Source organism: Duganella sp. LjRoot269 (genome assembly GCF_964254095.1).
Classification (GTDB): domain Bacteria; phylum Pseudomonadota; class Gammaproteobacteria; order Burkholderiales; family Burkholderiaceae_D; genus Rugamonas; species Rugamonas hordei.
The window spans coordinates 3,906,574-3,932,176 of the sequence record NZ_CAXUSL020000001.1 but is presented as its reverse complement, the minus strand read 5'-3'; the positions used below and the strand labels follow the sequence as shown (position 1 = coordinate 3,932,176).

Below are 25,603 nucleotides of genomic sequence, written 5' to 3'. Positions count from 1 at the left end.
TCCTGTTTGACATCGATAACATGAAAATAGCGTGCTACATCCGCAACCCGACCGTGTACGAGCAAGTGCGCGGCACTCTGGTCCGCGCCGGCTTCGAATCGATCCAGTTCGATTCCGAGAACGCGTTGTTGCGGACGCTTACGCGCCGCACCTTCGACCTGATCCTGATCGACGTCGCGCTGCCGCCGCGCGACGACGACAGCATTTTTTCCTGGCTGGGCTTCCGCAGCGGCGACAACACGCCGACGCTGATCCTGTCGCCGATCCGCAGCGCGGACCTGGTCGCGCTGGCCCTGAACAGCGGCGCCGACGACTTCCTGGTACGGCCATTCGAAACGGTGGAACTGACGGCGCGCATCAATGCGCTGATACGCCGCGCCGCGCCGCCCAGCCTGCGGCGCACGATCGAGTACTCCGGCTTTTTGCTGAACCGGGAATCGTCCAAGTTCAGCTACCTCGGCACGCCCATTTCGCTGACCTCGCGCGAATTCAGCATGGCCTGGCTGTTCTTTTCCTCCCCCGGCGTCTACATCTCGCGCGAGACCATCGGCACGGTGATCTGGCGCGCCGACAGCGAAGTGGCCGGCCGTACGATCGAACAGCACGTCTATAAACTGCGCAAGAAATTGCAGGTCGACGGCAAGCCGGTGGTCATGATACGCACCGCCTACAGCCAGGGCTACCGGCTCGAACTGTGCGAGGACGCCGGCGACGCGCCGCTGGAAGCGCAGGCCTAGCGCACATCCTGGTCGCGCGCCTCGGCCGGAATATTCTTGTACACCCGCTGCGCGTACTTGATGCGCAACTGCGGATTCCTGGCGTTGTAGGCGCCCACCGCCTCCCAGGTCGGCCCCATGCGCCGCATATTCTGCGACAGGATCCAGGCCCCGACCTGCAGGTTGGTGCAGGCATCCTTCAGCTGCCCCTCCTCCACCCCGTATTTCTTCAACACCGGCAGCCAGCTGCTGTTAATCTGCATCAGCCCGATGTCGTAGGAGCCGTTCTTGTTGCGGTTGATCGCCGCCGGATTCAGGTTCGATTCCGTCTTGGCGATGGCGTACAGCAGGTGCGCGTTGATGCCGTACGAATCGGCGATGTCCTGCCAGCACGCCTGCGCGCTGGAGGCGCAGGCGGCCAGCAGCGCGGCGGCCAGCAGCCGTCGTCGCCGCGCGCGGTCATGGGCGGTAGGTGCCGTTGGCATATCTGAAGGTCTCGTCTGCATAGCATGTCATCGAAAGTGAGTTCGCATCCAGCACAATGGTACCGATCGGGAAAGGGATGTAATACACGCCGTCCTCCACGTTGAACACCTGGAAATTGCAGGCGTCGCCGGGGTTGAAATGCTGGAACAGCGAGATATGGTTGCTATACATCCACAACTGGCCGCTGACGCCGCCGTCGGCGAACATATCGCGTCCGGCATAGACGTTGTGCGTGGCGCGCAGGTCGTGGCTGGCGTTGACATCGTGTTGTGCCGCGATGTCGTTACCTGAATTAATGTCCCCGTCGGCCCGGATGGTTCCCTTGGAATACACCGAATTGGCCGCGACCAGTTGCGCGGCGGTCGCCGTGCCGGGCACGTCGAGGTCGCCGTTCTGGTCCACCGCCAGCGCCGCCCACTTGGCGCCGTCCCAGGTGAAGGCGCGGCTCAGCGTGGTCACCATGCGCACGTCGCCGGTCGTGCTGCCGGCGGTAGGCAGGTCGGCGTAGGCGGCCACCGGATCCTTCCATTGCGACGGCAGGCTCCAGGTGCCGCCGGCGCCGCAGGTCAGCACCGCGCGGGTGGCGGCATCGATCGCCAGGCCGGCCTCGGCCACGCCGGCCGACGTCAGACAGGACGCGCCCGGCGCCACCAGCGCCGCATTGGCCAGCCGTAGCGGCGTGTTCATGCGGTTCAGCTCGGGATGGCCGGGCACCGCGCCGCGATACAGGAAGTCGGTCGACAGCTGGCCGGGGCCGCCGTAGAACAGGTTCGACGCCAGGTGGCCGCCGTCGGCCGCGCCGCCGGTCAGCGCGCCGGCGCCGGCGCAGGCCGTGCCCCGGTAAGGTGTGGTGTCGATGCTCCAGCTGGTGCCTCTGGCGATGGCCGGACTGGCCGCGCTGATGTAGCCGCCGCCGGTGCCGGCGCCCGCCGCCACCACGGCGATCTCGCGGTCGGCGATCTTGTCGCCGCCGACGGTCGTCACCAGCGTGTCGAACTGGCCCGGATGGCCGACCGGATCGGATTGCCGCACCAGCACGCACGGGCTCTGGCCGTAGGCGTTGACGGCGGCCAAGCCCGGCGGCACGAAGCGCCCCGCCTTCAGCTGCGCCAGCGTGACCGGCACGATGGTGGCGGCGGTCGGCGTGGCCAGCTGCAGCGCATCGGCGTTGGCGCTGATGTATTTGTCGGCGCCCGCCACCAGCTGCGACTGGTAATAGCCGGCCTGCTGGCCCTTCAGGTCCGCCAGCGAGGTGTCCATCGCGGTGGACAGGCCGAGCAGGACCAGGGCGCCGACCGCCAGCGCGCCCAGCAGCTCAAGCAGGGCGAAGCCGTGCTGGCGCGGGGCCGGGGTACGGGGCGTGTGGCGTGCGTGCTGTGTCATGGGCTGGTTCCTATCCAGACCGGGGCGCCGTCGGGAACGGCGAGGCCGGCCAGTGCCGTCAATGGAATATGCGTGTCGCCGAACACCGGCGACTGCAGGTTGGGCTGTTCGCGGCGATACACGCCGGCCAGGATCGAGTTCCGCGACAGCCTGGCGATGTCGGCCGAAATATCGCCGGCGGGCAGCCTGGTCGCGTAGATGTAGATCAGGCCGGCGCCGTCACGGTAGTTGCCCCAGGCCGGCGCGATGCCGCCCAGCCCGCTGGTCGACCAGGCGGGCAGCGCGTGCGCGGCCTTCAGCGCGGCCAGGGACACGCTGGTGTCGCGCAAGTCGTTGCTGCTGAAATAGTCGATCACCGCGCCACGGTAGACCGCCATGTCGTCGGCCACCGCCAGCGCGCCGTTGGCCTGGTTCTGGTCCTGCTGTTCCAGGTTATGCGTGGTGTAATACCCCGCCACCGAGAACAGCACCAGCATCACCGTGATATTCCACATCGTCGTCTCCCTTCAGCCGAGGTCGTTGGCTCAGGTGCCGGTGAAGGTCACGCTGTTGCCTGCCGCGTTGGCGCACACGGCCGCCGCCGCGGCGGCCGTGGCCGGGAAGGTCGTGATCGGGGCATTGCCGCCCTGGTCGATCTGGCTCCAGCCGTTGGCGCCGCTGACCATGCCCACGCAGACGTCCTGCGGCACGCCGTTGTAGGTCACCGTGAAGGTGCTGGTGTTGCCGGTCACCGTGACGGCGCCCGCCCAGCTGTTCGTCACCGCGTTGGCGGCGCCCCTGGTCAGCGTGGCCGGCACGGCGTTGGCAGTCAGCAGCGTCGGCAGCAGGTTGCCGGCCGGGTAGGTCTGCCCCAGGTACAGCTTGTGCACGGCGGTGCGCAGCGCCACCACCTCCTCGGAGCTCTGGTTCGACTTGGCGCTGCCGAAGGCGGACGTCAGCAGCGACACCGCGCCCAGCACCACCACCGCCGCGATGCCCAGGTAGGCCAGCGCCTCCAGCAAAGAAGCGCCGCGTTGACGCGCGGGACGGCCGGCGCCGCGCAGTGTTGTTTGATTCAGGTTGTCTTGATTCGCCATGATGCATTTCCTCAATTAAGCTTGATGTCAAAGTTCAATGGACGCCATGCGTCAGCGCCGCGATTTCCTGCTGGATGCCAAAGAAGCCCGTGACCAGCCAGCCGATCACCAGGGCCAGCACGACGATCGCCACGCCGTTCAGCACCCTCATCCGGAGCGTAATCACTTCCACGCCCTGCTCCAGCCACTCATCCGCCATCAGCTGCAAGGCTTCGGCGAATCCCTTGTATTTCGCGTACACGCAGAGGTCGTCGATCACCTCCGGCGACGGAAATCCATATCCCGCATTGCGCAGCGCCTCGCCGCAGTTGAGGCCGGAACGCACCCCCAGCAAAGCCCCGTCCAGGCGCTCGCGCAGCCAAGGCTGCGCCATGGCCGACAGCCGCGCCAGCGACTTTTCCACCGTCACGCCGGCCGCCTGCAGGGCCGCGAACGCCATCAGGAAGCCGCTGCCCGCCGTCAGGCGGTAGATCGAGTACGGCGGCAGCCGGTCGACATGCACCCGCAGCGTGCCGCGCCAGCGTGGCAGCGAGACAAACAGCAGCACCAGCAGCAGCGCCACGCCCCCCACCGCCTGCAGCATCCAGTGCTGCACCCACACCGACATCAGGTACAGCGAGCGCGCCGCGCCGTGCCAGCCGGCCGGATCGACGATGCGGCTGAACTCCGGGATCACCCGCGTGCCGAACAGGTACACATACACGCTCACCAGGAACAGGATCGACAGCGGATAGGCGATGCCGCCGAGGATGGCTCCATTGATTTTCTTGTTGGCCTGGACCACGGTCACCACCGACAGCAAGGTCGGCTCGAGCCGGCCGGCCTGCTCGCCGGCCATCAGTATCATCTGCTCGGTCTTCGGCACCCACCAGTCCAGCCCGTCCGACAGCAGGCGGCCGTTCTGCACCATGCGGCGGCAGTCGTCCAGCACCATCGCCAGCGGATCGTTAGGACGCCGCCCCTGCTGCGAGGCGCGGTCGCGCAGCTCCTCCAGGATCTTCAGCAGCGGCAGGCCGTTGGACAGCATCTTGGCCATCTTGCGGTACAGGCGCAGCCGCGCGGAATCGTTGAACTGGGTCCTGGCCCACCAGCGGTTGACGTCAATGCGCATGGCCGCCCTCCACCAGTTGCAACTGCAGCTGCGGCGACTGCGGCGGCTGGCGCGTGATGCCCAGCGTGAAGTGGCCGACCACGTGTTCCGCCATGCGAGGGTCGATCAGCCCGGCCGCGACCTTCTCGATCGCGTGGTCGAGCATGGTGCGCCCGCCCAGCTCCTTCAGCCAGTAGTTGACCGCCTCCATTTTCTCGCCCTGCCGCACATACTTGAAAAACTGGTCGTCGGGGATGATGATCTCGGCCACCACCGAGCGGCCGGTGGTGCCGTGCCCGCCGCAATGCTCGCAGCCCGGGCCGGCGACGTGGACGTTCTCCAGGTCCGCCGCCACCCGCTGGCGGATGCGCAGCAGCGCCGCCGGCGTCAGCCGGTCCTGGTGCGCCGCCAGCGGCAGCTTGCAGTGCGGGCACAGCGTCTTCACCAGGCGCTGGCTGATCAAGCCGGTGATCACCGTGTGGTCGGCGATCAGGCTGAGCGGCAGGCCCAGGTCGAGCAGGCGGTCGACGATGGCCAGCGCGCTGTTGGCGTGTACCGTGGTCCACACCTGGTGGCCGGTCATCGAGGCGCGCAAGGCGTTCTGCGCCGACGCGCGGTCGCGCACCTCGCCGATCATGATGGTGTCCGGATCGAGCCGCATGGCGTTGGAAATGGCGGCCGCGAACAGGCGTGAGCGCTCCTCCTCGTTGTGGGCGTTGGTGACGGCGGTCTGCACCGCACCCTCGATCGGATATTCGACCGGATCCTCGATGGTCAGCACGTGCACCTTGCCGCCGGCCTCGATCAGCTCGCCCGACAGCACGCGCTGCAAGGTGGTCGACTTGCCGGAGCCGGTCGGGCCGCTGATGATGTTCATGCCGACCGGCTGCTCCTTGAGCCGCTGCAGCATGTCCGCGTGGGCGTCGCTGAAGCCCAGCGGGCGCAGGTCGATATTGTCGCCGGCATCGTTGTACAGCAGGCGCAGCACCATCACGCTGCCGTCGCTGGTGGGCACGGTGGCGATGCGCACGCCGTACAGATCGGGCGGCAGCTTGTCGCGGTCGGCGATGCTGGCGTCCTGGCGTTCGGTCGGCTTGTACGAGCTGTCCGACACCGACGTCATCGCGCCGTACAGCGTCGCCAGCAGGCGCTCGCCGTATTCGCGGGTCTGGCCGCCGACGGGCACCAGGTCGTTATGGATGCGGAAATAAATCTCTGTGCAATTTTTTTTCACGCGCAAGTGGATGTCCGACGCCCTGGCGCGGCAGGCCTTGGTCAGCAGGTCCTTGGCCGTGACCTGCATCATCGAATGCTCCTGGTGGCGGTCGCCGCCCGGCAGCAGGTTCTGGTTGACGCGCCGTATCACCTCGATATTGGTGTACAGCGCGGTGTAGGCGCACCCCATCCGCTCCAGCCGCCCCTGATAGGACAGCACGTGCGAATTGAGCTGCTGCCCGGCCGCCACCAGCAGGCGGCCATCCGCCAGCAGGCATAACAGCTTCTTTTCCTCGGCGCTGGCCTCGTAGTTGCCCGCGTTGCTGAGGATGGCGACCCCGTCGATGTCGCGGATATCGTCGACGACGGTCCGCGGCGCCGGCTGGCCGTTGTGCCTGACCGGGCGCAGCGTCATCTTGCCGCTCCGCGCAGCTGGGGCGCCGGCAGCGACAGGCCCGTTCCCGGATAGTTGGGATTGAAACCGACCGGCTGCTGGCCATAGGTGCCGAGCCGCACCCTGCGCTTGTCCCTGGCGCGCGCCACCACCTCGCGCGGGCCGATGGAGACGATGGTCATGCCGTTGCCCAGCACGTCGCCCGGCTGCACGTCGATGATGCTGCCGTCGCCCATCTGCAGCGTGGCGAACAGCTTGCTGCCGATGCCTTCGATGCCACGCACCACGGGATCGTCCACCGCGGCGGGCTGGGTCACGATGGCGGCCTGGTTCTGGCGGCTGGCGATGTCGTTCTGCTTGGCCACGATGCTGGCCTGGACATCGAGCTGGCGCTCGCGCGCCTTCAGCACCAGGGTCTCGGCCTCGATGCGGGTCAGGCTCTCGGAGGTGCTCTGGGCGCGGACTGCCTGCCCCTGCAGGGCCAGCACTGCGAGCAGCGGAATGGCGAATTTATTTGGCATAGATCGTTCCCTCGATGAGCCATTCGGACGCGCGGTAGACCATCTTGTCCACCCGCACGCCGGGGCGGTTGAGTATCGTCGCAATTTCCATCGGCTCGACGCCGTGGGAATTCAACGCAAATGAAAAGGATTTCCACGCCGGCGGCGCCACGGCTTCGCCGGCCTGCGCCGGCCTGGCGTCGACCTGCGTCACGCGGAACGGCAGCCCCATGGCCTGGAAGCGCGTCAGCAACGGCTCGATCAGCTGGCGCTGCTCCAGCAGCCCGTCGTCGCTGCCGGCCTGGCCGTTCAGGGCGCTGGCGAAGGTGGCCTTGTCGCCGCCGATGTCCACCACCACGGCCGGAATCTGCTCGCGCAGCATGGCCACGGTGGAATCGGCGCGGCTCCAGACATAGCGCGCCTCGCCGGCGGTGCAGCCATAGGAGTCGAGCCGCCAGCCGCCGGCGGTCGGATGGGTGAACTGGCGCTGGCAGGCCGCCACCAGCACCCGCGGCGGCGCCTGGTGCGACCACGGATGCGAGACCGCCGAGTTGGCGCGCAGCAGGTTGGCGCGGGCGGCCTGGAACGCCAGCTCGTCCGCCTCGGCCTGCTTCTTGTGCTGGTAATAGCGCCAGCCAGCCACGCCGCCCAGCGCCACCGCCAGCGCCACGCCGGCGGCGGCCGCCATCGGCAGCCAGGTCCGGGCGCCGTCGATCTGGCGCAGGGCCCACCAGCGGTGGATGCGGACGCTGCCGTCTTTTCTCTTCGGGATGAAGCTGTCGATGTCGCGCGGATTGAAATTGTGAAAGCCGTGGCTGGCCAGTCCCGCATCGCCGATCACCACGTTCCAGCCGCCCAGCGCGTAGTCGCTGTGAAGGCGTTCGAGCACGTCCTCCCGGCTGCCGGCGAAATCGCCGTTGGGCAGGAAATTGGCGTCGCGCACCGCGAAGTACACCCACTGCCCGTCCGGCAAGGCGAACGCGCCCAGCCAGTTGTGCACCTGCTGCTGCTCGCCGTCGTAGAACGCGCCCTCCAGGGCCAGCGTCTTGGACACCACCGTGGCCAGCGAATACATGCCGCGGCGCGCGCCCTCCTTGCTGTGGCCGAAGCCGGCCTGGGTGGTGGAATGGTCGGTGCGGATGACCATCAGGTCCGCTTCGATCTTGCGGCCCAGGTCGGCCGCTTCCCTGGCCAGCTCGCGCGGCCGCGACAGCGACTGCCAGAACAGGCCGCAAACGAACTTGTGCTTGCCGATTTGCGTGATGTAGAGCGCCATGGCCGTCTCCGCCGATCAGGAAGAGATCGCCATCGACACCGGCGTGATCAGCACCACGATCACCTCCTTGGTCTTCTTGGCGTTGGCGCCGCCGCCCAGCAGCGGATTCTTGGCGCTGCCCACGCCGCGGTAGTCGAGGTTGTCGTCTGTCTGCTCGAAGCCGCTGATGATCAGCGTCTCGTTGGACTTCATCGACACCCGCTGCAGGAAGTTGCGGGTGTCCAGTTCGGGCGACTCGATCTTGGTGCCGTTGCTTTCGATCACGCGGATGGTGCGCAGGGTCGAGATATCGGTGGAGAACTGCAGCATCACGGTACCGTTGGTCAGCACGTGCGGCAGGATGCTCATGTTGAAGCCGGCCGTGACCACGCCCGGCACCAGCGTGGTGGTGGTGCCGACCTGCGCCACGATCGAAGTCTGCGACGACGCCAGGTAGGTGGTCTGGCGCGCCACCTGCACCGGCACCGGCTGGTTGTTCAGCGTGACCACCGAGGCGGTGGTCTGGCGCCGCACCTTGCCCTGTTCCGACAGCGCATTGATCATCGCCGTGGTGCCGGAAAAGCGCGACGAACCCAGGATGCTGGCGGTGAAGCCGACCGCGCCGGTGCTCGGCGTGAAGGTATTGTTGATCTGGAATTTGCGGTTCAGCGTGTTGTACACCGCGTTCCAGTTGATGCCGTACTCGTCGGAATCGGACAGGCTGACCGACAGCACCGTGACGTTGATCGCGATCTGCCGCGACAGCGCCTTGTTCTCACCCTCGATGTAGGCGGCCACGCGGTCGAGCGTGTCCGGCGTGTCGACCACGGTGATGGCGCCGGTGGCCGGCGACGCCAGCACCTTGCCGTAAGGCGACAGCATCACCTTGATCGCGCTTTCCATGCCGCTGTAGACCGACAGTTTCGAGGCCACGCCGATGTTTTGCGAATTGTTGGCCGAGACCGCGCTGCCGGAGCCACCGCCACTGCCGCCGCTGCCGCCACCGCTCCCCCCACCGCCGCCACCGCTGCCGCCCGACACGCCGCCGGACGAACTCGATCCGCTGGCGACGGTGGCGGTAAAGGTTGAATCGCCGGGGATGGCGTTGATCTGGAAATTACGCGCTTCGGTATGGAAGAACTGGATGGTGCCATCGACGAATTTCCACGACACGCCAAAGCGCGCCGCCGAGGTGTCGAGCAGGCCTTTCAACGGACCGTCGCCATAGGTGATGCGCACGCCGTGCGGCACGTCGGCAAACGAAGCCTGGCCGGAAGTGGGTGGACGCGGCAGCGCCGGCGGCGCGGCGTTGTCGCCCGGCAGGCCGGCCGGCAACGGCGGCATGCCGCCGTTACCGCCAGCGGGCAGGTTGACCCGCGAACGGAAGGCGCTGGCGGCCACGGCGATCGCGTCCGGCGTCACCTTGCTCGGCACGCCGGAGCGCAGCGTGATGCGCTCGGCCAATTCGCTCAGCGAGCTGATCGTGCGGTCGAAGGTGGTCGGCGCATAGAACACCGGCGGCAAGGCCGGCTGGCCCAGCTTGATGACATTCTTGCCCAGCCAGATGCCCTGCTCGTGCGTCACCAGCGGCACCGCCGGCAACACCGCGCCGGGCGCCGTGCGGCCCACTTCGGCCACCAGGCTGTGCGCCTTCTCGTCGGCCGTGCCGATCTCGCTGTCCAGCTTGCCGGCCATGCCGCTGCAACCGGCGACGAGCAGGACCGTCGGTGCCAGCATTGATAATTTCCAGGCCATTATTCGCTCCCTTTCACCATGATGCGCAGCACCTTGTTACCTTGGTAGAACACTGCCTTCATCGGTATCTCCGCCGACTCCATGCTCTTGACCACGGTATTGACCGCCTCGTCGAAATTGCCCGGGACCGTGGTCCTGGCCTCGACCGCGTAATCGACCGGCAGCTCCCACAACAGCTGCCAGCCGGCGGCGGCGGCCCAGCGCTGCAGCGCGGCGTTCAGCGTCTTGTCGGAGACCATGATTTCCCACACGGGCGCGGCCGGCGGCGCCGGCACCACCGGTTCCGCCGGCGCAGCGGCGCGCTCGACAGCCCTGGCTGCGGCGCGTGCCGGCTTGCGGACGGCCTTGTCCGTGTCCAGGCTGGCCAGCAACATGTCGCGGTTGTCCGCCAGCGCGTTGGCCAGGCCCTCGTCGAGCGGCGCCGGCTCGTCGCACTCGTCCTGCTGCCCGATGCCGGCGGCGAACAGGCCGGAAGCGAAGCTGCCGCCCAGCGAATAATTCAGCGCCGGCGCGGCGTCGGCGGCCATCGCAGTGGCGCCATGAGCGGCCGCCACCGTCAGCAGCAGCGAGGCCGTCAGCCTGCCGACGCCTGCGTGCATGGATCTTGTTGACATACGTGAGAAATACATGACCTTCCCTTCCCTGCCGTACATTGAGAATCAACCGGCGCCGCCCACAGGCACGCCGCTTCCTGGCGGTGCCGGCGTCGCCGCCGCACCGCAGACCTGATGACTTGACTGATGGTAACGAAGTTGGCGCGACACATTCTCAAAAAATATGACCGTGCGCGCCGTGCCGCTTACAACATGCCGACGCGGCGCGCCGGCGTGCACTTGAACTTGCGTGGCGGCAGACGCAGGCCGCTGCCGATCACCACCGAATCTTGCACCGTTGACTGCACCGTCGACGGCGCCGTCGACAACAGCGGCGCCGCGTCGACGGCCACGCTCTTCTCCAGCACGGTGACCGGCTTCTCCTTGACTGCCGCCGCCACGGGCCGGCCCGACATGGCCTTGTGCTCGATGCCGTCGCTGCCGGAGATGCGCGGCGTGATCAGGAACAGGCGTTCCTTGGTGCTGTCGGACTGGGTCTCGCTGCGGAACAATCCTCCCAGCAGCGGCAGGTCGCCCAGCAGCGGCACCTTCTGCTTGTCGCGCTTCAGCGATTCGGCGTGGTAGCCGCCTATCATCAGGGTTTGCTGCGCGTCGATGATGGCCTGGGTGCTGATGGTCGAACGGGTGACGGCGGCGGAGACGCTCCCGGCCTTGCCGTCCGCGCCGGACACGCTGTCGGGACTGTCCAGGGTGCCGTCCTCGATGTCGACTTCGAGCCGCACGCGGGTCTGCCCGCCGTCATGGATGATGCGGGGAATCACGCGCAGCATGGTGCCGGCGGTGACGTCGGCCAGGTCGGCCACCCGCTCGCCCACCAGCGACACGTAGGCGCTGCGGCTCAGGTCCAGCACCGCCGGCACATTATCCAGCGTCAGGATGGTCGGCGTGGCCAGCACGCGCGCCTCGCCGGTCGACTGCATCGCCTTCAGCCGCGCATAGAAACGGCCGGCGTCGCTGATCAGCAGCGTGGCGCCCGGCAGCGGCAGGCTGGTGCCCTGCGAAGACTGGGTGGTGCTGTTAAACACGCCGTTGACGACACCGGCCCGCACACCCCATTCCACGCCCATGTCGGCCAGCTTGGAGCGGTCGATGTCGACGATCATCGCCTCGATCTCGATCTGCTGCGGCTGCACGTCCAGTTCGGCGATCAGCGCCGCATACATTTCCTTCTTGTTGATGTTGTCGTAGATCATGATGGCGTTCAGCGTCGAATCGGCCTCGATGCGCGGCGGCGCTTCCTCCTCGCGCGGCTGTTGTTGCTGGCTGCGCGTAGACTGTGCGCCGCCGTCCTCGGCCATGACGCGGTTCTTGCCGGCGCTGTCGGGCGCCGTGAACAATGGCGCCAGGCCCTCGCCGCCGCTGTCGGCGGCCTCGCCCTTGCCCAGCTTCGGCAAGCGCGAACGCTTGCTGCTGTCGGCGTCGAAGCGGCGCTTGGGATCGGTCACCTTCTCGGCGCTGTGCGGGCCGAACAGCAGGTTGCTGAGGATGGTCTTGACGCCGGGGATGGTCTCGCTCTTGCCGCGCGAATTGATGGTGCGGTCCGTCGCGCTGGCATATTTAAGGCGGAACATCATGATCTGGCGGCCTTTGCGCGGCGCCTTCTTTTCCTTGGGCAGCAGGGTATCGCGCGCCAGTTCGACATAGCTGCGCGGGCCGCTGACGATCACCACGCCCTCGTCCGGCAACTCGCCCCAGCCGAAACGGTCGTCAAACAGGCCGAGGCCGATCAGCGCCGATTTGGCGTCCTGCACCGCGTCCTCGCCGACCTCGATGCGCAGCGAGGTGCTGGCGCCGGCCGGGGTGACATACAGCGTGTCGTTGTAGACGAACCAGCGGAAGCGATGGATGCCACCCAGCCGGTTCAGGAATTCGACGCCGTTGTCGGCCTTGATCCGGCCGCCCTTGACCAGGCGGTCGCCATCGATCTCCATCGACAGGCGCACGCCGTACGCGCGGCTGAATTCCTCGAACACGCTGCGCAAGGTCATGGCGCCGGCGTTGATCGCAAAGCCGCTGTCCTTCCACGAAGCCGGCGTGGCGGCCTGCGGCGCGGCGCACCAGAACAGCTGCAGCAACAGCAGACCAGCCATGACCCAGGTCCTGACGCAGGCGTGACGGCTCATCGTGTTTCTCCGGAAAACAGTTGACGGATGCGGTCGGCGTCGCGCCGCGATTCGGCAGCGGGCGTGGAAGCGCCCGGCGCCATCGCCGCGCGCCACATGGCGACCTGGTTCAGCAGGCCTTCCAGCGCGTCGCCGGCGTCGCGCCAGGATTCCGCCCCGGGCAGCCACTGGGTCAGCATCAACGAGCCGTCGTCGCCGAGCGAGAGGCCGGCCTCGAATTCCAGCGCGCTCTGGAAGCCGGTGCGCATCGCATCGGCCAGCTGCACCCCGGTGGCGGCGCGGGACAGGTGCGCGCCCAGTATGGCGCCGCCGGGCTGCAACGCCAGCAGGACCGTTTCGCCGTCCACGTCGACCGGCTCGTCCAGCGGCAAGGCGTCCAGCCATTGCTCGATTTGTTGGCTCTGCATGGCCTATTTGCTCTCGTTGAGCACGGTTTTCAGCGGCTTTTGCAGCAGGTTGAACTGCGCCATCATGGCAGTGTGGGTAACGGACTGCTTTTGCAGCAGATCCATGAAGCGGGCCGGGTCGGGCGTTTCGCCGTCGGCCTGCTGGCGGCTGAAGTCGTTGATCTGCTGGCCTATCCCCTCGAACTTCTGGTTCAGGTGGCGCAGGTTTTGCAAGACCGGGCTGCTATGCTCTGACATGGTTTTCTCTCCTCGATGGCGGTGGAACGTGGCGCTGGACCTTGACGCTCCAATGAGTGGCGGGAGGAAGAGAATTAGTTCGCCCTGGATTCCGTTTTATTTTGTTTTTGTCTGGTCAACTGTTTGGTTAATGCGACAAAACCGACAGAATCCCCCGCAGTCCACCGGATCACCCCGTCAAGATTTGCTAATGCGACAGAACTCTGTATTGTCATGACTTCGACGATGCAATTTTCTAGGGGGAGCGACAACATGCAGTTGGTTTGGCTGGAGGATTTTATCGAATTGGCGCATACGCGCAGCTTCGCGCGGGCGGCGGAAAACCGTTTTATCACTCACCCCGCTTTCGGCCGCCGCATCCGCGCGTTGGAGACATGGGTCGGCGCGCCCCTGCTGCAACGCAGCCAGCCGGTTTCGCTGACGCCGGCCGGTACGCAATTCCTTGAAACTTGCAACTATGTCATCGGTGCGCTGCACACCAGCCGCGCCCAACTGCAGGAAAACCTGTCCTCGTCCGGCCAGGTGCTGCGCATCGCCACCGGCCGCACGCTGTCCACCACGTTCTTCCCAGGTTGGTACGAGTCGCTGGCGCACCGCCTGGGTGCATTCTCGGTGCACCTGACCACCAGCGGTTCGCAGGAGGCCATCGCGCGGCTGGCCAACGGCGACGTCGAACTGCTGCTCACCTATTCCAGTCCGCTCACCCGGCTGCTGATCGATCCCAAGCGCTTCGAGGCGCAACCGCTGGCCAGCGAGGTGCTGCTGCCGGTCAGCGCGCCCGGTGTCCGCGGCCGGCTGCGCCATCCGATATCGTTCAACCCCGCCGCGCCCACGCCATGGCTGGCGTTCGCCAGCACGCTGACCCTGCGCGGCATCCTGGCCAACCACCTTGCCAAGCTTGACAAGATGCCGGCGCTGCATTCCATCTATCAATCGGACTCCTACGACTCGATCCTGGAAATGGCCAGACGCGGCATGGGCCTGGCGTGGTTGCCCGAACGCCTGGTCAGCGAAGACGTCCGCCAAGGCCGGCTGCTGGTGGCCGGCGACAGCAAGCTGCGCGTCAATTTCGAGATCTCGCTGTACCGCCTGCGCACCGAAAGCAACGAACAGGTGCGCCGCATCTGGGACGACTTGAGCGCCGGCGACAGTCAAACGACGGCTTCCGTCCACAAAACCGGCTAAAGTGTGCCGGGTTCCTCCGCGGCCGGCGGCCCGACCTGCGTGATGGCCGTTCGCAATTCGTCGCTGGCGAGCTGGAATTCGGCCCGCCATTCGCCGCTGGCTGCCTCCAGCCGGCACGTGCCGACCGTCAATCGCGCATCGGCCTTGCGCTCCCAGACGCTGTCCGGCGCCAGCGCCAGGTCGTCCGGATGCAGCCATACCACCGGTTCCACCAGTTTTCCCGGCGCCTCCTGCTGGACACGCCGGAACATGGCGGCGATGCGCTCGCGCGGCGTCAGCTCCAGCATCAAACGGTCGTAGACTTCCTGGGCCAGCTCCACCACCACGTGTTCCATGCGCGCCAGCATGTCCTGCTGCGCCTGGCGCAGCCCATCCAGCAGCTGCGTCGCCTGGCGCACCACGTCCTGGCGCTGCTGTTGCACGGCCTGGCCGGCCTCCTGCCGGGCCTCAGCCAGGATCAGGCCGGCCTGCTCGCGCGCCTGGTCGAGCAGACGCGCCGCAGCCTGGCCGGCGTCGGCGCTGACGCGCAGCGCCTGTGGCCGCAATACGCCGTGCTCGGCGCGCAGTATCGCCGGCACGCTGATACGTTCGACACAAAAATCGTTCATCGACATTCTTTCCTAGGTAGGGGCTTGTGCGCGCGCCAGGCAAAGGCTCCAGCACCGCTGCGCGCGCGACAGTGCCGCCGCCGAGGCTGCAGCACCGGACAATGGAGGCGATGGCGTGGCGGGCACGTCATGCAGCAGGCGCCGCAGGCGCTGCCACATGCCGGGGAATTGTGCGTCCAGGCGGCATGCCAGTTCCAGCATGCCGCGCTGCCCGGCGTCGCCGCCGGCATGGACGGCTCCGCCTTGCAGGGGCTGCGTCATCGCCACGCTCAGGCACCAGCGGCGATCGTCGGCGGGGAGCGAGCGCAGCACGGCGTGATCCTGTTCGCGGGCGGCGAACAGGCCGCCATACAGCGCGCAACAGCGGCGCAGCGCGGCGCCATCCTCCAGCGCGGCGGCTTGCCAGCCGGGATTGCCGGCAGCCGGCAAATCCGGCGGCACGCCGGCCTGCCGGCACCAGGCGCGGTAGGCGTCGCGCCGCGCCGGCGGCGCGTCGACACCGGCCAGGACCGGATCGCCGCCGCCGAGGCGCCACGGCGCGAACCACCAATCCAGGAAGGTCCCGGACAGCGTGCTCACGGCTGCGCTTCCGGCGCCGGCACCGGTGCCGCCTTGCGGCTGGCCCAGCGCATGGCCAGCCGCATCACCAGCGCGGCCACCCTGGGACTGCGCATGGCGTAGCGGAACAGCAGGTAACCCAGCCCGGCCGACGCCATCGCGCCCAGCACCGCCAACGTGAAGGTCAGCCAGCCGACCGAATCCTGCGCCACCACGAACGGTCCCAGCATCGTCCATTGAATGCCGACCGGCGGCGGCTCGCCCGGCATCAGCACCACCGACACCTTGCCGCGCCCGTCGTCGCCGCCGAGGCCGGGAATGCTGGAGGCCACCAGCTTGCGCATGCGCGGCAGCACCGCGTCCTCGTCCAGCGGCGGCCGGTATTTGACGAACACCGCCGCCGACGACGGCTGTATCGGCTCACCCGGCGCGATGCGTTCCGGCAGCACCACGTGCACACGTGCCGACACCACCCGGTCGAATTGCTGCAGCGTCGATTCCAGCTCCTCGGACAAGCCGTGGATGTAGCGGATGCGCTCTTCCATCGGGGTAGAAATCATGCCCTGCTTCTTGAACACCTCGCCCAGGTTGGACAGGCTGCGGCGCGGCAGGCCGGCGGCATTCATGGCCTCGGTGGCGCGCGACAGGTCGCCGTCCTTGGTGATCAGCGTCACGCCCTCCTTGGTTTTCTGCTTTTCGATCTCGATACCCTTGCGGTTGAGTACCAGGATGATGTCGTTGGCGTCGGCGTCGCTCAGGCCGGCCTGCAGCGTGACCATCTTGGTGCAGGCGGCCAGCACGACCGGCAAGGCCAGCATGCAGGCCAGGCGCAGGCAGCGCGATAACCGGTGTGGGTTCAGGATATCCATGGGCGGCCCGGAGGTGCTTACTGCAGTTTGGTCAGGGAGTCGACCGACGACGCGGCCTTCGACACGGTCTTGGAAACGGTCTGCACGCGCAGCTGGTAGTCGTTGAGCGCCATCATGGCTTTCATCAGCTGCATCGAATCGCCGGTGCGGGTCGATTGCTCCAGCAGCTTGGACACATACATCTGGTCCTGCTTGAGCTGGCCCGCCAGATTGGTGGCGCGGCTGGCGATGACATTGCCCAGCGAGGCATTGTCGGCGCCGGTCTTGCGCGCGCCGGCCTGCATGTGGTGTTCCAGCCGGGCGCGGAACTGCGCGCTGTCGGCCGCGTCGGCCGGTTGTATGTCGAGCGACAGGGAATTCTTTTGCTGCGTGCCGGGTGTCGAGGCCGACGGGAGGGTTGCCGCTTGGGTCGTTGGATTCATGTGTTCGGCTCCAGGATTGAGTTGATCCGCAGTAGTTAAGTGGCGCCGGCGGCGCCGAGGGTTCCCTCACAACGGCTCGTAGCGGCTGGCGCAGTATTCGCCGCCGCAGCCGAGATCCGACGACGGATCGCAGAATCCCGCCGTGCCGCAGCGGCGCTGGCAATCGGCGCGCGACGACGGCCGCAGGCGGGGCAGCGGCTGCGGCCGTCCCACCGGCGCCTGGCGCGGCGCCACCACCACATGGCTTACCTTCAGCGCCATGTGGTGCGCGCGGTCGCCGACGCCGGCGATGGTATGGTCGGCGGGTTCGCTGGCATCGTCGTGCAGCCAGTCGCCGAAGCCGGCATTGGCGATGGCGCCGGCGGCGCCGATGATGTCCGGCACCGGGGGCGCGGCGGCGCCGATCGCCAGTTCCGGCGCCACCGCGCAGTCGAGGCTGCCGCCGTCCTCCTGCGTCCTGGCCGCGGCCCGCTGGCGCCGGTCGGCCTCGGCCGCGGCCTGCAACCGGATCCGCACCCGCCGGGCACCGTCGGCGACGGCCTGCTCGCGCGCCGCGACGGCGTCGATGTCGGCGCTCTTCATCGGCTGCCTGGCGGCGCCATGCCGCTGGGCGGCTCGCCGAGCGATTCCAGCTCCACCTCCAGCCCGGCCTGCCCGCTTGCCGTCAACTCGTGGACCACGGCATACACCTGGGCCACCGCTTCATAGCTCGATGTCGGCACCGGCGTATCGTCCCGGCATGTGGCGTACAGCGTGCGCGCCAGCCAGACATGGCGGATCACCGGAATGCCGCATTCGCGGGCGCGCTGGATGATGGCCTGCGCCACCTCGTCCTTGCCCTTGGCCAGCACCTGCGGCACCATCACCTGTTCCGCGTCGTAGTACATGGCCACGGCGAAGTGGGTCGGATTGACCACCACCGCGTTGGCGCTCTCGGTCTTGGCGGCCGGGCTCTCATTGGCCCACTGCCGCGCCAGCTGCTTGCGCTTGCCCTTGATCATCGGGTCGCCTTCGGATTCCTTGTGCTCGCGCTTGATCTCCTCCTTGTCCATCATCAAGTCCTTTTTGTGGAAATACTTTTGGACCGCGAAGTCGATCATGCCCAGGCACAGGCAGACCACGACAATCACATGAAAAATCGAGCGCAGCAGTTCAACAAAGGTATGGAACACATCTTCCGGTTCGCCGCCGGACAGTGCGATCATTTCCGGCAGGTGGCTGCGGATCAGGTTGTAGACGATCCAACCGATCAGCGACGCCTTGCCCACGGTGACCAGCAGCTCGATCAGCTTCTTTTTCGAAAACAACTGGGTGACGCCGTTGACCGGATTGAGCTTGTCGAACTTGGGAACGATCGACTCGGTGGAGATCAGGATGCCGAACTGACCCCAATGGGCGGCCACGCCGACCACGATGCAGACGACAAAGAAACAGCAGAAAATCACCAGCAGGAACAAGCCGGCGGTGGTGGCGATCTGCCCCATCTCCAGCCGGAAGTTGTGACCGATGCCGAGGATGGAGGAATTCATCATATTGAAAATGGCGTCGCGCCACAGCGACTGGGTGGCGAAGGCCATCTCGGCCACCACTACCAGCGTGGCCAGCCGGGCCAGGTCGCGGCTGACCGCGACCTGGCCTTTCTCCTCGGCGTCGTCGATCTTCTTCTGTGTGGGTTCTTCGGTCTTGTCGTCGCTCACTTGGGCACCTGCATCAGGCTGGCGGCCAGGTCAAGCAGGTGGGAAAAATCACCGGTCACATAGTGCGAAAAAGTCGGCCAGTAGGCCAGCATCAGCAACAGCCCCACCAGGCCCTTGATCGGCGCCGAGGCAAACGACACCTGCAGATTGGAGGCGAACACGCCGACGATGGCAAAGCCGAACTCGATCAATATCAGCGGGATGATCACCGGCGCGCCATACACCACGGTGTACCACAGCAGCTCGCCGAAGCGCTTGATCAGCACGTCGAAATGCCCCGGTTCGAACGGCGGCAGCAGCGTGTATGCCGGCCACACGGCATAGCTTTCGATCAGGATGCGCGCCAGCGCCGAGAACAGGCCGGCCAGCACCATCACCAGCACCACGGCCTGGATCAGCATGCCGCCGATGGCGCTGGCGTCGCGGTCGACGCTGGCGTTGTTGGCCTGGATCTGGATCGGCGAACGCTGGGTGTCGAAGATCGAGCCGATCGACTGCGCCACCCACAACGGGATCGACATCATGACGCCGAACATCAGCCCAATGATCGCTTCCTTGAACGCCAGCATGCCCGACAGCAGGAAGTCCGGACCATTGTGCTGCACAAAATAAAACGTAGGCAAGGCCGCCGGCAGCGCGATCGCCATTGCCGCCGTGTTCCGGGCCATGCCGGTCAGCACGTTGAGGCCGAAGCCGGGCAGGATCGACAGGCACACCAGCACCCTGGGCGTAATCAGCGCCAGGGTCACCAGCAGCGCCTGCATGTCCAGCAACAGCGGGGCCGGCATCACGCCGCTCCCGGCCGCACCGGTACCTCAGCGGCCGACATCGGGCACCATGCGCATGGCCAGCTCGGTCAGTTGTATCAGTTCGACGCCGATCCAGCGCCCCATGCCGGCCAGGGTGACGGCAACCGCCACCAGCTTGACCACATACGGCAGGGTCTGGTCCTGAATCTGGGTCACCGCCTGCACCAGCGACACGGCGACGCCGCACAGCGTGGCGATGATCAGCGGCGGCGCCGACAGCATGACGGCCATCCACAGCCCCTGCTGGAAGAAGTTGAGCGTATCACCCATGGTCTGTTGCTCCGGTTTATAAATAGGGGTTTATAAATACGACATCGCAAGCGCGTTGAGCAGCTTGCCCCAGCCGCCGACCACGGTGAACAGCAGCAGCTTGAGCGGCGTCGTGATGGTCTGCGGGCTGACCTGCTGCATGCCCAACGCCATCAGCAGGTTGGAGATCAGCAGGTCGATCACGACGAACGGGATATAGATCAGGAAGCCGATCTCGTACCCGGTCTGCAGCTCCGACACCACAAAGGCGGGAATCAGGATCAGCGCGTCGCTGGGCTTGGCGTCGCGCGCGGCCTCCTTCGGCCACAGCTTTCTGGCCGATGCCAGGAACAGCTCGCGCTGGTCGGCATGGCTGACCTTCAGCATGAACTTGCGCAAGGGCTCGAACGATTCCTGTGCCTTGGCCAGCAGCGGCATGCTGCGCGAACTGGCGGTATTGGTCTCCAGGCTGAGCGCGGTCTTGCCGATCTCCTGCACCGTCGGCGCCATCACGAACACGCTCAGCGCCAGCGAGATGCCGTAGATGGCCAGCGTCGGCGGCACCTGCTGCACGCCCATGGCGCTGCGCAGCACCAGCAACACCAGCGAGATCTTCAGGAACGACGTGGTCGTCACCACGAACAGCGGCACCAGCGCCAGCATGGCCAGCAGCACCGAGAACGAGACGACATCATATTGTCCGTTCAGCATGCCCCGCCCCACTGCGTGATGCGGATGCCCAGCACGCCGTCGACATCGACCACCTCGCCACTGCCGACACTGCGGCCACCGCAGACGATGCCGATCGCGGCCGGATTGCCGCCGTCCAGCGTAAGCACCGTCTGCGGCCCCAGCGTGCGGACTTGCCCCAGCGGCAGGCTGACCCTGCCGAGCTCGAACACCAGCGTCACGGACACCTGGTCCAGCACGGCCTCGCCGGCGCCCTCCTGCGGCGCGACTTCCTGTCCATCTTCGGGTCCGTCGCCGGGAGCCGGGTCAAGCACCTGCTGGTCGTCGCCGTCGCCGGCCTCATACGTCTGTTCGAATTCCAATCTTTCCTCCTTGGCGATGAGTTGTAAGCTGCCGGGCGCGCGGTAGCACACCCGCCACGCCTGGCCGGCCAGGCGCAGCATGCCGCCGCCGTCGATGGCAAATGCCGCCTGCGCGGGCAGGATGATGTCGCCGGCTTCGATGCGGCGCAGCGCCGCCAGCGGCAGCCGGTGGCGCGCCAGCACCACGGTCGCCGTGGCCGGCCAGTCCAGGCTGGCGGCGAGCGGCGAGCGCAACGGCGTCCAGTCCGGCTGGCTCAACAGCTCCAGCCAGGTGGCGCCGGCCGCGCGCAGCGGCAGGTCGAATACATGGTGTTCGTGGCTGACCCGCAGGCGCATGGCATGCGGCGGCGTGGTGAAAGCGGATGCCGGTGCGATGTCTTGCGTGGCGCGCAGCGGCGTGCCCTGCAGGCGGCCAAGCACGGCAGCCACCAGCCAGTCGGGATAGCGGCCGGCCTCCATCTCGACCGATTCCAGGTCGATGCCGGTCAGCACGCGCAACAGGCGGGCGCCGTCGTCGACTTCCAGCGGCCCGGCAGGACCGGACAGCCACAGCGGCATGGACTGGCCGCCGGCGTAGCCGTTGCTGACGCCGCCGGGCCGCAGCGTCAGGCTGGCGCCCTGTTCTAGCGGGCTATGCAGGCCCAGCCCCAGCTTGCGGCTGAGCAGCGCGTCGTCGGCATGCAGGCGCGGCGCCCCTTGCAACAGGGAGCGCGCCGGCACATCGCCGGGATTGCGGCAAATACCGGGCACGGGAAAAACGGTGTCGGACATGGATGCTTGGTTCCTCTGCGGCGTTCATCGGGGGCAGCGGCATCCGTGCCCAACTACAACACGGCGAGCCTGACCGGTCTGCTCATACGTCGCATCAAGCCTGTTTGCAGTTCCATTTGTTTGCGCCGCAACCAGTCGCGCAGCTTGTCCCCACCGGCCGACAACAGAAACGAGGCCGAGTTGCGGCTGACGTCGGCCATTACGCCCAGTTTGTCGCCATTGGGCAGCAGGATCTCGAAGATGCCGCTGTCACCGTCCGTCGGCAGCAGATCCAGCAGCATGTCGCTATCGAATTGATCGCCGCCGGACGCTGCCGGCGGCGCCAGGCCGGTCTGCTGTCCGTCGTCGTGACCGTCGCCATGCCCGCCGCCACCGTCAAGTCCGGGCGGGATCGCGACGCTGATCGCCGCCCCGGCCGGCTGCTGCTGGGATGCATCCTGCCGTGCCGGCGTACCGGACGTGGCTGCGCCGGTCGTACCGCGCTGGGCGACCGGGCGCGTCGCTGGCGCGGTGGCGGGCCGCGCAGCGATGCCGGCGCCCTGCGCCGGAGCAACCGGCGGCGAGGCCGGCCTGGGCGGCAAGGATGGCGGGCGCGGACGGGGTGCGGGCGCCGGTTCCGGAGGATCCGGCAACGCGGCGCCTAGCGGTAATACGGCCATCTCAATCCTCCCCGGCGCGCGCCAGGGCGCGGATCTCGTCACGCATCACGGTCAGTTTTTCCTGCTGGCGGCTGGCCTCCAGCATCCGCCGGCAGGCCGTGAAAAACTCGCCGCCGGCCTGCCGGCTGCGCTGCAACTGCTCGCGGCAATCCAGATACAACTGGGCCGCCTCCTTTTTCATGCGTTCATAGGCCGCCTTGGCCCGGCGGAACTCGCCGCTGGTAATGACCATGGACAGGAACTGCTGGCGCGCTTCCATCCATTGCTGTTTTGCCTGGCGCAGGGCCTGCTGCCAGCTCTGCTTGATCTTCCGTAACGCCGCGCGGCTCCCCCGCCAGCGCTCGCGCGCCTCGTTGCGTTCGCGTTCGAAGCGGCCCAGCCGTTGCTTGCGCATATGCAGCAGCTGGTCCAGGCGCTTGTCGTCCGGCTTGCGCTCGGCCACGTCGACCGGTTCGCGCTTGCTGCGTTTGGGGCCGATGCCGGCTTGCTGGGCGGTGCTCATTACTGCAGCTCCATCATGGTCGACAGCGTCTGATCGTAGTCGTCGCTGCTGCTGGTGTCCTGACGCAGGAAGGCCAGTTGTTCCGGCCGCAGCCGCACGGCCTGGTCGGCCACCGGATCGCTGCCGGACTTGTATTCGCCCAGCCGTATCAGCAACTCCATCTCCTGGTAACGCGACATCAGCTCGCGGAACCTGGAGGCCGACTTGCGGTGCTCGCGCGTGGTGACGTTGCTCATGACGCGGCTGATGCTGGCGAGCACATCGATGGCGGGATAATGGCCCTGCTCGGCCAGCTTACGCGTGAGCAGGATGTGGCCGTCCAGCAGGGACTTGGCCTCGTCGCCGATCGGGTCGGACGACGACTCGCCGTCCACCAGCACCGTGTACATGGCGGTGATCGACCCCTGCGGCGTGGCGCCGGCCCGCTCGATCAGGCGCGGCAGCATGGTGTAGACCGACGGCGTGAAGCCGCCGCGCGCCGGCGGCTCGCCGGCCGCCAGGCCGATCTCGCGCTGGGCGCGGGCAAAGCGGGTCAGCGAATCGACCAGCAGCAGCACCTTCTTGCCGCGGTCGCGAAAGCCTTCGGCAATCGCGGTGGCGGTGAAGGCGGCGCGCGAGCGCTCCATCGAGGTGCGGTCCGAGGTGGCGCACACCACCACGGTCTTGCGTATCAGCTCGGCGTCCAGCTCGTGCTCGAGGAATTCATTGAGTTCCCGCCCGCGTTCGCCGATCAGGCCGAACACGATGGCTTCGGCCTGGCAGCCGCGCGCGATCGCCGCCATCAGCGTGGTCTTGCCGCAGCCGGGGCCGGCGAACACGCCGATGCGCTGGCCCACGCCCATGGTCAGCAGGCCGTCGATGGCGCGCACGCCGGTGGCCAGCGGCGTGGCGATGCGCGGCCGGTCGGTGGCCTTGGGCGCGTCGCGTATCACCGGCGCCATGGCGCGCCAGGTCGCGACATTGTCCACCGCCGCCGGGGCGCGGAACATCCATCGACCGAAACCGTCCAGCACGCAGCCGAACAGGTGGTCGCCCACCTCGATCGTATGGGCGCGCCGCAACGGCACGATGCGGGTGCGGTTGGACACGCCTTCCAGCGGACTGAGGGCAGAGAGGATGGCCGATTTCTCGGTGAAGCCTATCACCTCGGCCAGCATCGGCTGGCCCGGCAGGTCGGGGTTGACCAGGTCGCACAATTCGCCGATCCGCACCGGCGGCATGTGCGCTTCAATCAGGGTGCCCAGCACCTGCGAGACCTTGCCGTGGCTGATGAAGCCGGGCTTGGCGGGCAGCCCGTCGCGCCACGGCTGCAGCCGCGTGGCCAGATGCTCAAGCCGCTGGTCCACCATGTTGCCGAAGGCGGCCGTCACCATGTGACTTCAAGGTGATGTTTGCCGGTAAAGCTGAGCTGGTTGCCGCCGATGGCCGCCAGCCGCACGCCGCGGTATTCGTCGCCCACATACAGGCGCTTGCCGTCGTCGGTGACGATGCTGGCGTTGTTGCCGGTAATGACTTGCTGTATGCGGAAAGGCAGCATCGCCTCGGCCCCGCCGACCTTGACGTCGACCGGGAAACGGATGTCGTGCTGCTTGACGAACGCGGTCAGCATGCGCCGGAAGCGCTCGGCATCGTCGTCGTCAAGCACGGCGCGCATGGTCCAGTGGCCGTCGGCCAGCAGCAGGTCGAAGCGGTTGAGCAGATCCACTTCGGTCAGGCGCTTGCGCAGCGCGGCGCGCAACTGCTCCTGCGACAGGGCCTGTGCCGGTTTGGCGGCGTCCTGCAGCGAGGCCGGCATGACCTCGGCGCCGGCGTTCACGGCGGCGATACGCGCCATGGGATCGGGCTGGCCGGGATGACGGTTGGTGATCGCATAGGCGGCCGACACCACCGCCGCCAACGCCACCGGCGCCAGCAGCACGAGGCGGCTGCGGCGCGCGGCCCGGGGCGGCGGCACGGCGGCGGCATGCGCGGCGGCAGCGCCCTCGCCGGCGCCGTCCGCGCCATCGTCCATATAGTGCAGCGCGTCGGCCGGCGCGCCCTGCTCCGGGTCCGCCGCTGCGGCAGCCATGTCGGCTGCCGCTTCCTGCGGCGCCGGCACGTCCACCGGCGTGGGCGGCGGTTCCTGCCATGCGCTGTCCTGCATGGCCACCGTCAGCCAGATCTGGCCGACGCGGGCGGCGTCGCCGGGGTTCAGTTGCAGCTCTTCGCGGGTCTGGTTGTCCTGGGCACCGCGTATCTCGCCATCGAGCACACGCAGCGTCCAGCCCGAACCGGACAGCGCGATGCTGGCGTGGCGCTCGCGCACGCCGGGGTCGGCCAGCACCACGTCGGCGTCGTCGGCGCTGCCGACGACGTGTTCGCCTTCATCCAGCCGCAGCGGCAGCGTCGCCCCGCGGTGGTAGCCGTTTAAAATTCTTAATTCATACATGGTCGTGCTCCATCTGAATTCACTGGGAATATCGATGAGTGGGAGTTGGCCGGTGCCGGTTCCCCGACGCCGGCATGCCGCGTCACGGCAGCGCCGACCGCAGCAATGCCAGCAGCAGGCTGCCCCTGCTGCGGTCGGTGGCCGGGTCGAGCGGGTTCCAGTCCGGATTGTTGCTGTTGAGCAGAGCGCCGATGACCATCGCCTCGGCCAGCTCGCGCCGCTGCTGGGCCAGGCGTTCGCGCTCGCGCGCGGCGCCGCGCAGCGAGATGGCGGTGTCCTCCTTGCTGCGCAACAGCGCCGGCACCCGCTTGTCTTGCTGCGCCAGCGCCAGGTTCACTTCGCGCATGATGTCGTTGACGAACAGGCAGCATTTGTCGCGCAGCTGCTCGATGTCCTGGGCCAGGAACTGATCCTTGCTGGCGCGTTCGATGATGTACAGCGCCTGCTCTTCGCTCATCGGCAAGCTTTGGTTGCGCGGTATTTCTTTCAAAGGAAGGCTCATGGTGACACTCCGTGGTTAGTCGTCGGGCAGGGACAGGCGGT

Annotated in this window: 30 protein-coding genes; 2 read left to right on the top strand and 28 right to left on the bottom strand. The window is 67.3% G+C overall.

All coding sequences use genetic code 11. The features are described 5' to 3' along the window. Positions 1-20: 20 nt before the first annotated feature. Positions 21-737 carry a response regulator transcription factor gene (locus ACSQ3S_RS17655; RefSeq protein WP_176650736.1) on the top strand — a complete coding sequence of 239 codons (717 nt, stop codon included), beginning with the start codon at positions 21-23 and terminating at the stop codon, positions 735-737. Here ACSQ3S_RS17655 and ACSQ3S_RS17650 read toward each other — a convergent pair. From ACSQ3S_RS17650 to ACSQ3S_RS17590, 13 genes are all read right to left on the bottom strand, one after another. Further along, a complete protein-coding gene (locus ACSQ3S_RS17650; RefSeq protein WP_353399129.1) occupies positions 734-1,201 on the bottom strand; it encodes a lytic transglycosylase domain-containing protein in 468 nt (155 codons plus the stop codon). The two genes, ACSQ3S_RS17655 and ACSQ3S_RS17650, sit on opposite strands and share 4 nt — an antisense overlap. Continuing rightward, on the bottom strand, positions 1,176-2,585 hold the full coding sequence (gene pilV, locus ACSQ3S_RS17645) for a shufflon system plasmid conjugative transfer pilus tip adhesin PilV (RefSeq protein ID WP_436143207.1): 1,410 nt from the start codon (positions 2,583-2,585) through the stop codon (positions 1,176-1,178). The genes ACSQ3S_RS17650 and pilV overlap by 26 nt, the downstream gene beginning before the upstream one ends. Continuing rightward, on the bottom strand, positions 2,582-3,079 hold the full coding sequence (pilM, locus tag ACSQ3S_RS17640; protein ID WP_436143206.1) for a type IV pilus biogenesis protein PilM: 498 nt from the start codon (positions 3,077-3,079) through the stop codon (positions 2,582-2,584). Before pilM ends, pilV begins: the two co-directional genes overlap by 4 nt. A 30-nt stretch (positions 3,080-3,109) precedes the next feature. Further along, positions 3,110-3,661 carry a type 4 pilus major pilin gene (locus ACSQ3S_RS17635; protein WP_176650732.1) on the bottom strand — a complete coding sequence of 184 codons (552 nt, stop codon included), beginning with the start codon at positions 3,659-3,661 and terminating at the stop codon, positions 3,110-3,112. 34 nt (positions 3,662-3,695) lie between these two features. Next, the gene (locus ACSQ3S_RS17630) at positions 3,696-4,772 is read right to left on the bottom strand and encodes a type II secretion system F family protein (RefSeq protein ID WP_353399138.1); all 1,077 of its coding nucleotides are present in this window, start codon (positions 4,770-4,772) and stop codon (positions 3,696-3,698) included. Further along, entirely contained in the window at positions 4,762-6,381 is a 1,620-nt protein-coding gene (locus tag ACSQ3S_RS17625) for a GspE/PulE family protein (RefSeq protein WP_436143205.1), read from the bottom strand. Before ACSQ3S_RS17625 ends, ACSQ3S_RS17630 begins: the two co-directional genes overlap by 11 nt. After that, the gene (gene pilP, locus ACSQ3S_RS17620) at positions 6,378-6,881 is read right to left on the bottom strand and encodes a type IV pilus biogenesis protein PilP (protein WP_436143204.1); all 504 of its coding nucleotides are present in this window, start codon (positions 6,879-6,881) and stop codon (positions 6,378-6,380) included. The genes ACSQ3S_RS17625 and pilP overlap by 4 nt, the downstream gene beginning before the upstream one ends. Beyond that, positions 6,871-8,136 (bottom strand): type 4b pilus protein PilO2, encoded by a 1,266-nt coding sequence (pilO2, locus tag ACSQ3S_RS17615; RefSeq protein WP_436143203.1) that lies wholly within the window; start codon positions 8,134-8,136, stop codon positions 6,871-6,873. The genes pilP and pilO2 overlap by 11 nt, the downstream gene beginning before the upstream one ends. Before the next feature lie 15 nt (positions 8,137-8,151). Continuing rightward, positions 8,152-9,852: a PilN family type IVB pilus formation outer membrane protein gene (locus ACSQ3S_RS17610; protein ID WP_436143202.1), complete on the bottom strand. Its 1,701-nt coding sequence runs from the start codon at positions 9,850-9,852 to the stop codon at positions 8,152-8,154. Positions 9,853-9,869: 17 nt separating this feature from the next. Then, positions 9,870-10,469, bottom strand: a complete 600-nt coding sequence (locus ACSQ3S_RS17605) for a toxin co-regulated pilus biosynthesis Q family protein (protein WP_353399152.1) — start codon at positions 10,467-10,469, stop codon at positions 9,870-9,872. A gap of 200 nt (positions 10,470-10,669) precedes the next feature. Continuing rightward, positions 10,670-12,607, bottom strand: a complete 1,938-nt coding sequence (gene sctC / locus ACSQ3S_RS17600; protein WP_436143201.1) for a type III secretion system outer membrane ring subunit SctC — start codon at positions 12,605-12,607, stop codon at positions 10,670-10,672. Continuing rightward, the gene (locus ACSQ3S_RS17595) at positions 12,604-13,014 is read right to left on the bottom strand and encodes a hypothetical protein (protein WP_436143200.1); all 411 of its coding nucleotides are present in this window, start codon (positions 13,012-13,014) and stop codon (positions 12,604-12,606) included. Before ACSQ3S_RS17595 ends, sctC begins: the two co-directional genes overlap by 4 nt. A 3-nt stretch (positions 13,015-13,017) precedes the next feature. Next, a complete protein-coding gene (locus ACSQ3S_RS17590) occupies positions 13,018-13,251 on the bottom strand; it encodes a hypothetical protein (protein WP_176650724.1) in 234 nt (77 codons plus the stop codon). 252 nt (positions 13,252-13,503) lie between these two features. Here ACSQ3S_RS17590 and ACSQ3S_RS17585 point away from each other — a divergent pair, with 252 nt between their 5' ends. After that, entirely contained in the window at positions 13,504-14,436 is a 933-nt protein-coding gene (locus ACSQ3S_RS17585; protein WP_436143199.1) for a LysR family transcriptional regulator, read from the top strand. Here ACSQ3S_RS17585 and ACSQ3S_RS17580 read toward each other — a convergent pair. The 15 genes from ACSQ3S_RS17580 to ACSQ3S_RS17510 all read right to left on the bottom strand — a co-directional run bounded on the left by ACSQ3S_RS17580 (position 14,433) and on the right by ACSQ3S_RS17510 (position 25,562). Further along, positions 14,433-15,044 (bottom strand): HrpE/YscL family type III secretion apparatus protein, encoded by a 612-nt coding sequence (locus tag ACSQ3S_RS17580; protein ID WP_436143198.1) that lies wholly within the window; start codon positions 15,042-15,044, stop codon positions 14,433-14,435. The genes ACSQ3S_RS17585 and ACSQ3S_RS17580 overlap by 4 nt on opposite strands. A gap of 12 nt (positions 15,045-15,056) precedes the next feature. Further along, positions 15,057-15,623 carry a hypothetical protein gene (locus ACSQ3S_RS17575; protein WP_436143197.1) on the bottom strand — a complete coding sequence of 189 codons (567 nt, stop codon included), beginning with the start codon at positions 15,621-15,623 and terminating at the stop codon, positions 15,057-15,059. After that, positions 15,620-16,471 (bottom strand): type III secretion system inner membrane ring lipoprotein SctJ, encoded by an 852-nt coding sequence (gene sctJ / locus ACSQ3S_RS17570; protein WP_436143196.1) that lies wholly within the window; start codon positions 16,469-16,471, stop codon positions 15,620-15,622. The genes ACSQ3S_RS17575 and sctJ overlap by 4 nt, the downstream gene beginning before the upstream one ends. Positions 16,472-16,488: 17 nt before the next feature. Beyond that, the gene (locus ACSQ3S_RS17565) at positions 16,489-16,893 is read right to left on the bottom strand and encodes an EscI/YscI/HrpB family type III secretion system inner rod protein (RefSeq protein WP_436143195.1); all 405 of its coding nucleotides are present in this window, start codon (positions 16,891-16,893) and stop codon (positions 16,489-16,491) included. Between the two features lie 66 nt (positions 16,894-16,959). Then, a complete protein-coding gene (locus tag ACSQ3S_RS17560; protein ID WP_436143194.1) occupies positions 16,960-17,475 on the bottom strand; it encodes a hypothetical protein in 516 nt (171 codons plus the stop codon). Then, positions 17,472-18,590: a type III secretion system export apparatus subunit SctU gene (gene sctU, locus ACSQ3S_RS17555; protein ID WP_436143193.1), complete on the bottom strand. Its 1,119-nt coding sequence runs from the start codon at positions 18,588-18,590 to the stop codon at positions 17,472-17,474. Before sctU ends, ACSQ3S_RS17560 begins: the two co-directional genes overlap by 4 nt. Beyond that, a complete protein-coding gene (locus ACSQ3S_RS17550) occupies positions 18,587-19,378 on the bottom strand; it encodes an EscT/YscT/HrcT family type III secretion system export apparatus protein (RefSeq protein ID WP_436143192.1) in 792 nt (263 codons plus the stop codon). The genes sctU and ACSQ3S_RS17550 overlap by 4 nt, the downstream gene beginning before the upstream one ends. 27 nt (positions 19,379-19,405) lie before the next feature. Continuing rightward, positions 19,406-19,669, bottom strand: a complete 264-nt coding sequence (gene sctS / locus ACSQ3S_RS17545; RefSeq protein ID WP_436143191.1) for a type III secretion system export apparatus subunit SctS — start codon at positions 19,667-19,669, stop codon at positions 19,406-19,408. Between the two features lie 30 nt (positions 19,670-19,699). Then, positions 19,700-20,359, bottom strand: coding sequence for a type III secretion system export apparatus subunit SctR (sctR, locus tag ACSQ3S_RS17540; RefSeq protein ID WP_176650715.1), 660 nt, complete (start codon positions 20,357-20,359; stop codon positions 19,700-19,702). Continuing rightward, a complete protein-coding gene (sctQ, locus tag ACSQ3S_RS17535; RefSeq protein ID WP_436143190.1) occupies positions 20,353-21,471 on the bottom strand; it encodes a type III secretion system cytoplasmic ring protein SctQ in 1,119 nt (372 codons plus the stop codon). The genes sctR and sctQ overlap by 7 nt, the downstream gene beginning before the upstream one ends. 53 nt (positions 21,472-21,524) lie before the next feature. Continuing rightward, positions 21,525-22,130 (bottom strand): hypothetical protein, encoded by a 606-nt coding sequence (locus tag ACSQ3S_RS17530; RefSeq protein ID WP_176650713.1) that lies wholly within the window; start codon positions 22,128-22,130, stop codon positions 21,525-21,527. 1 nt (position 22,131) lies between these two features. Then, on the bottom strand, positions 22,132-22,632 hold the full coding sequence (locus tag ACSQ3S_RS17525; protein WP_436143189.1) for a hypothetical protein: 501 nt from the start codon (positions 22,630-22,632) through the stop codon (positions 22,132-22,134). Beyond that, the gene (locus tag ACSQ3S_RS17520) at positions 22,632-24,005 is read right to left on the bottom strand and encodes a FliI/YscN family ATPase (RefSeq protein WP_436143188.1); all 1,374 of its coding nucleotides are present in this window, start codon (positions 24,003-24,005) and stop codon (positions 22,632-22,634) included. Before ACSQ3S_RS17520 ends, ACSQ3S_RS17525 begins: the two co-directional genes overlap by 1 nt. Further along, on the bottom strand, positions 23,999-25,060 hold the full coding sequence (locus ACSQ3S_RS17515) for an FHA domain-containing protein (RefSeq protein ID WP_436143187.1): 1,062 nt from the start codon (positions 25,058-25,060) through the stop codon (positions 23,999-24,001). Before ACSQ3S_RS17515 ends, ACSQ3S_RS17520 begins: the two co-directional genes overlap by 7 nt. Positions 25,061-25,142: 82 nt before the next feature. Continuing rightward, positions 25,143-25,562: a hypothetical protein gene (locus tag ACSQ3S_RS17510; RefSeq protein ID WP_436143186.1), complete on the bottom strand. Its 420-nt coding sequence runs from the start codon at positions 25,560-25,562 to the stop codon at positions 25,143-25,145. Positions 25,563-25,603 lie beyond the last annotated feature (41 nt).

Bases quoted from the DNA above. Each gene is read 5' to 3' on its own strand.
- pilO2 (WP_436143203.1), bottom strand. From the start codon at position 8,136: ATGGCGCTCTACATCACGCAAATCGGCAAGCACAAGTTCGTTTGCGGC.
- ACSQ3S_RS17630 (WP_353399138.1), bottom strand. From the start codon at position 4,772: ATGCGCATTGACGTCAACCGCTGGTGGGCCAGGACCCAGTTCAACGAT.
- sctQ (WP_436143190.1), bottom strand. From the start codon at position 21,471: ATGTCCGACACCGTTTTTCCCGTGCCCGGTATTTGCCGCAATCCCGGC.
- ACSQ3S_RS17655 (WP_176650736.1), top strand. From the start codon at position 21: ATGAAAATAGCGTGCTACATCCGCAACCCGACCGTGTACGAGCAAGTG.
- sctJ (WP_436143196.1), bottom strand. From the start codon at position 16,471: ATGGATATCCTGAACCCACACCGGTTATCGCGCTGCCTGCGCCTGGCC.
- ACSQ3S_RS17605 (WP_353399152.1), bottom strand. From the start codon at position 10,469: ATGCACGCAGGCGTCGGCAGGCTGACGGCCTCGCTGCTGCTGACGGTG.
- sctS (WP_436143191.1), bottom strand. From the start codon at position 19,669: ATGGGTGATACGCTCAACTTCTTCCAGCAGGGGCTGTGGATGGCCGTC.
- ACSQ3S_RS17520 (WP_436143188.1), bottom strand. From the start codon at position 24,005: ATGGTGACGGCCGCCTTCGGCAACATGGTGGACCAGCGGCTTGAGCAT.
- ACSQ3S_RS17515 (WP_436143187.1), bottom strand. From the start codon at position 25,060: ATGTATGAATTAAGAATTTTAAACGGCTACCACCGCGGGGCGACGCTG.
- ACSQ3S_RS17550 (WP_436143192.1), bottom strand. From the start codon at position 19,378: ATGCCGGCCCCGCTGTTGCTGGACATGCAGGCGCTGCTGGTGACCCTG.
- ACSQ3S_RS17530 (WP_176650713.1), bottom strand. From the start codon at position 22,130: ATGGCCGTATTACCGCTAGGCGCCGCGTTGCCGGATCCTCCGGAACCG.
- pilM (WP_436143206.1), bottom strand. From the start codon at position 3,079: ATGTGGAATATCACGGTGATGCTGGTGCTGTTCTCGGTGGCGGGGTAT.
- ACSQ3S_RS17585 (WP_436143199.1), top strand. From the start codon at position 13,504: ATGCAGTTGGTTTGGCTGGAGGATTTTATCGAATTGGCGCATACGCGC.
- ACSQ3S_RS17525 (WP_436143189.1), bottom strand. From the start codon at position 22,632: ATGAGCACCGCCCAGCAAGCCGGCATCGGCCCCAAACGCAGCAAGCGC.
- pilP (WP_436143204.1), bottom strand. From the start codon at position 6,881: ATGCCAAATAAATTCGCCATTCCGCTGCTCGCAGTGCTGGCCCTGCAG.
- ACSQ3S_RS17510 (WP_436143186.1), bottom strand. From the start codon at position 25,562: ATGAGCCTTCCTTTGAAAGAAATACCGCGCAACCAAAGCTTGCCGATG.
- ACSQ3S_RS17650 (WP_353399129.1), bottom strand. From the start codon at position 1,201: ATGCCAACGGCACCTACCGCCCATGACCGCGCGCGGCGACGACGGCTG.
- sctR (WP_176650715.1), bottom strand. From the start codon at position 20,359: ATGCTGAACGGACAATATGATGTCGTCTCGTTCTCGGTGCTGCTGGCC.
- ACSQ3S_RS17610 (WP_436143202.1), bottom strand. From the start codon at position 9,852: ATGCTGGCACCGACGGTCCTGCTCGTCGCCGGTTGCAGCGGCATGGCC.
- pilV (WP_436143207.1), bottom strand. From the start codon at position 2,585: ATGACACAGCACGCACGCCACACGCCCCGTACCCCGGCCCCGCGCCAG.
- ACSQ3S_RS17590 (WP_176650724.1), bottom strand. From the start codon at position 13,251: ATGTCAGAGCATAGCAGCCCGGTCTTGCAAAACCTGCGCCACCTGAAC.
- ACSQ3S_RS17560 (WP_436143194.1), bottom strand. From the start codon at position 17,475: ATGAAGAGCGCCGACATCGACGCCGTCGCGGCGCGCGAGCAGGCCGTC.
- ACSQ3S_RS17565 (WP_436143195.1), bottom strand. From the start codon at position 16,893: ATGAATCCAACGACCCAAGCGGCAACCCTCCCGTCGGCCTCGACACCC.
- ACSQ3S_RS17625 (WP_436143205.1), bottom strand. From the start codon at position 6,381: ATGACGCTGCGCCCGGTCAGGCACAACGGCCAGCCGGCGCCGCGGACC.
- ACSQ3S_RS17635 (WP_176650732.1), bottom strand. From the start codon at position 3,661: ATGGCGAATCAAGACAACCTGAATCAAACAACACTGCGCGGCGCCGGC.
- ACSQ3S_RS17580 (WP_436143198.1), bottom strand. From the start codon at position 15,044: ATGAACGATTTTTGTGTCGAACGTATCAGCGTGCCGGCGATACTGCGC.
- ACSQ3S_RS17595 (WP_436143200.1), bottom strand. From the start codon at position 13,014: ATGCAGAGCCAACAAATCGAGCAATGGCTGGACGCCTTGCCGCTGGAC.
- sctC (WP_436143201.1), bottom strand. From the start codon at position 12,607: ATGAGCCGTCACGCCTGCGTCAGGACCTGGGTCATGGCTGGTCTGCTG.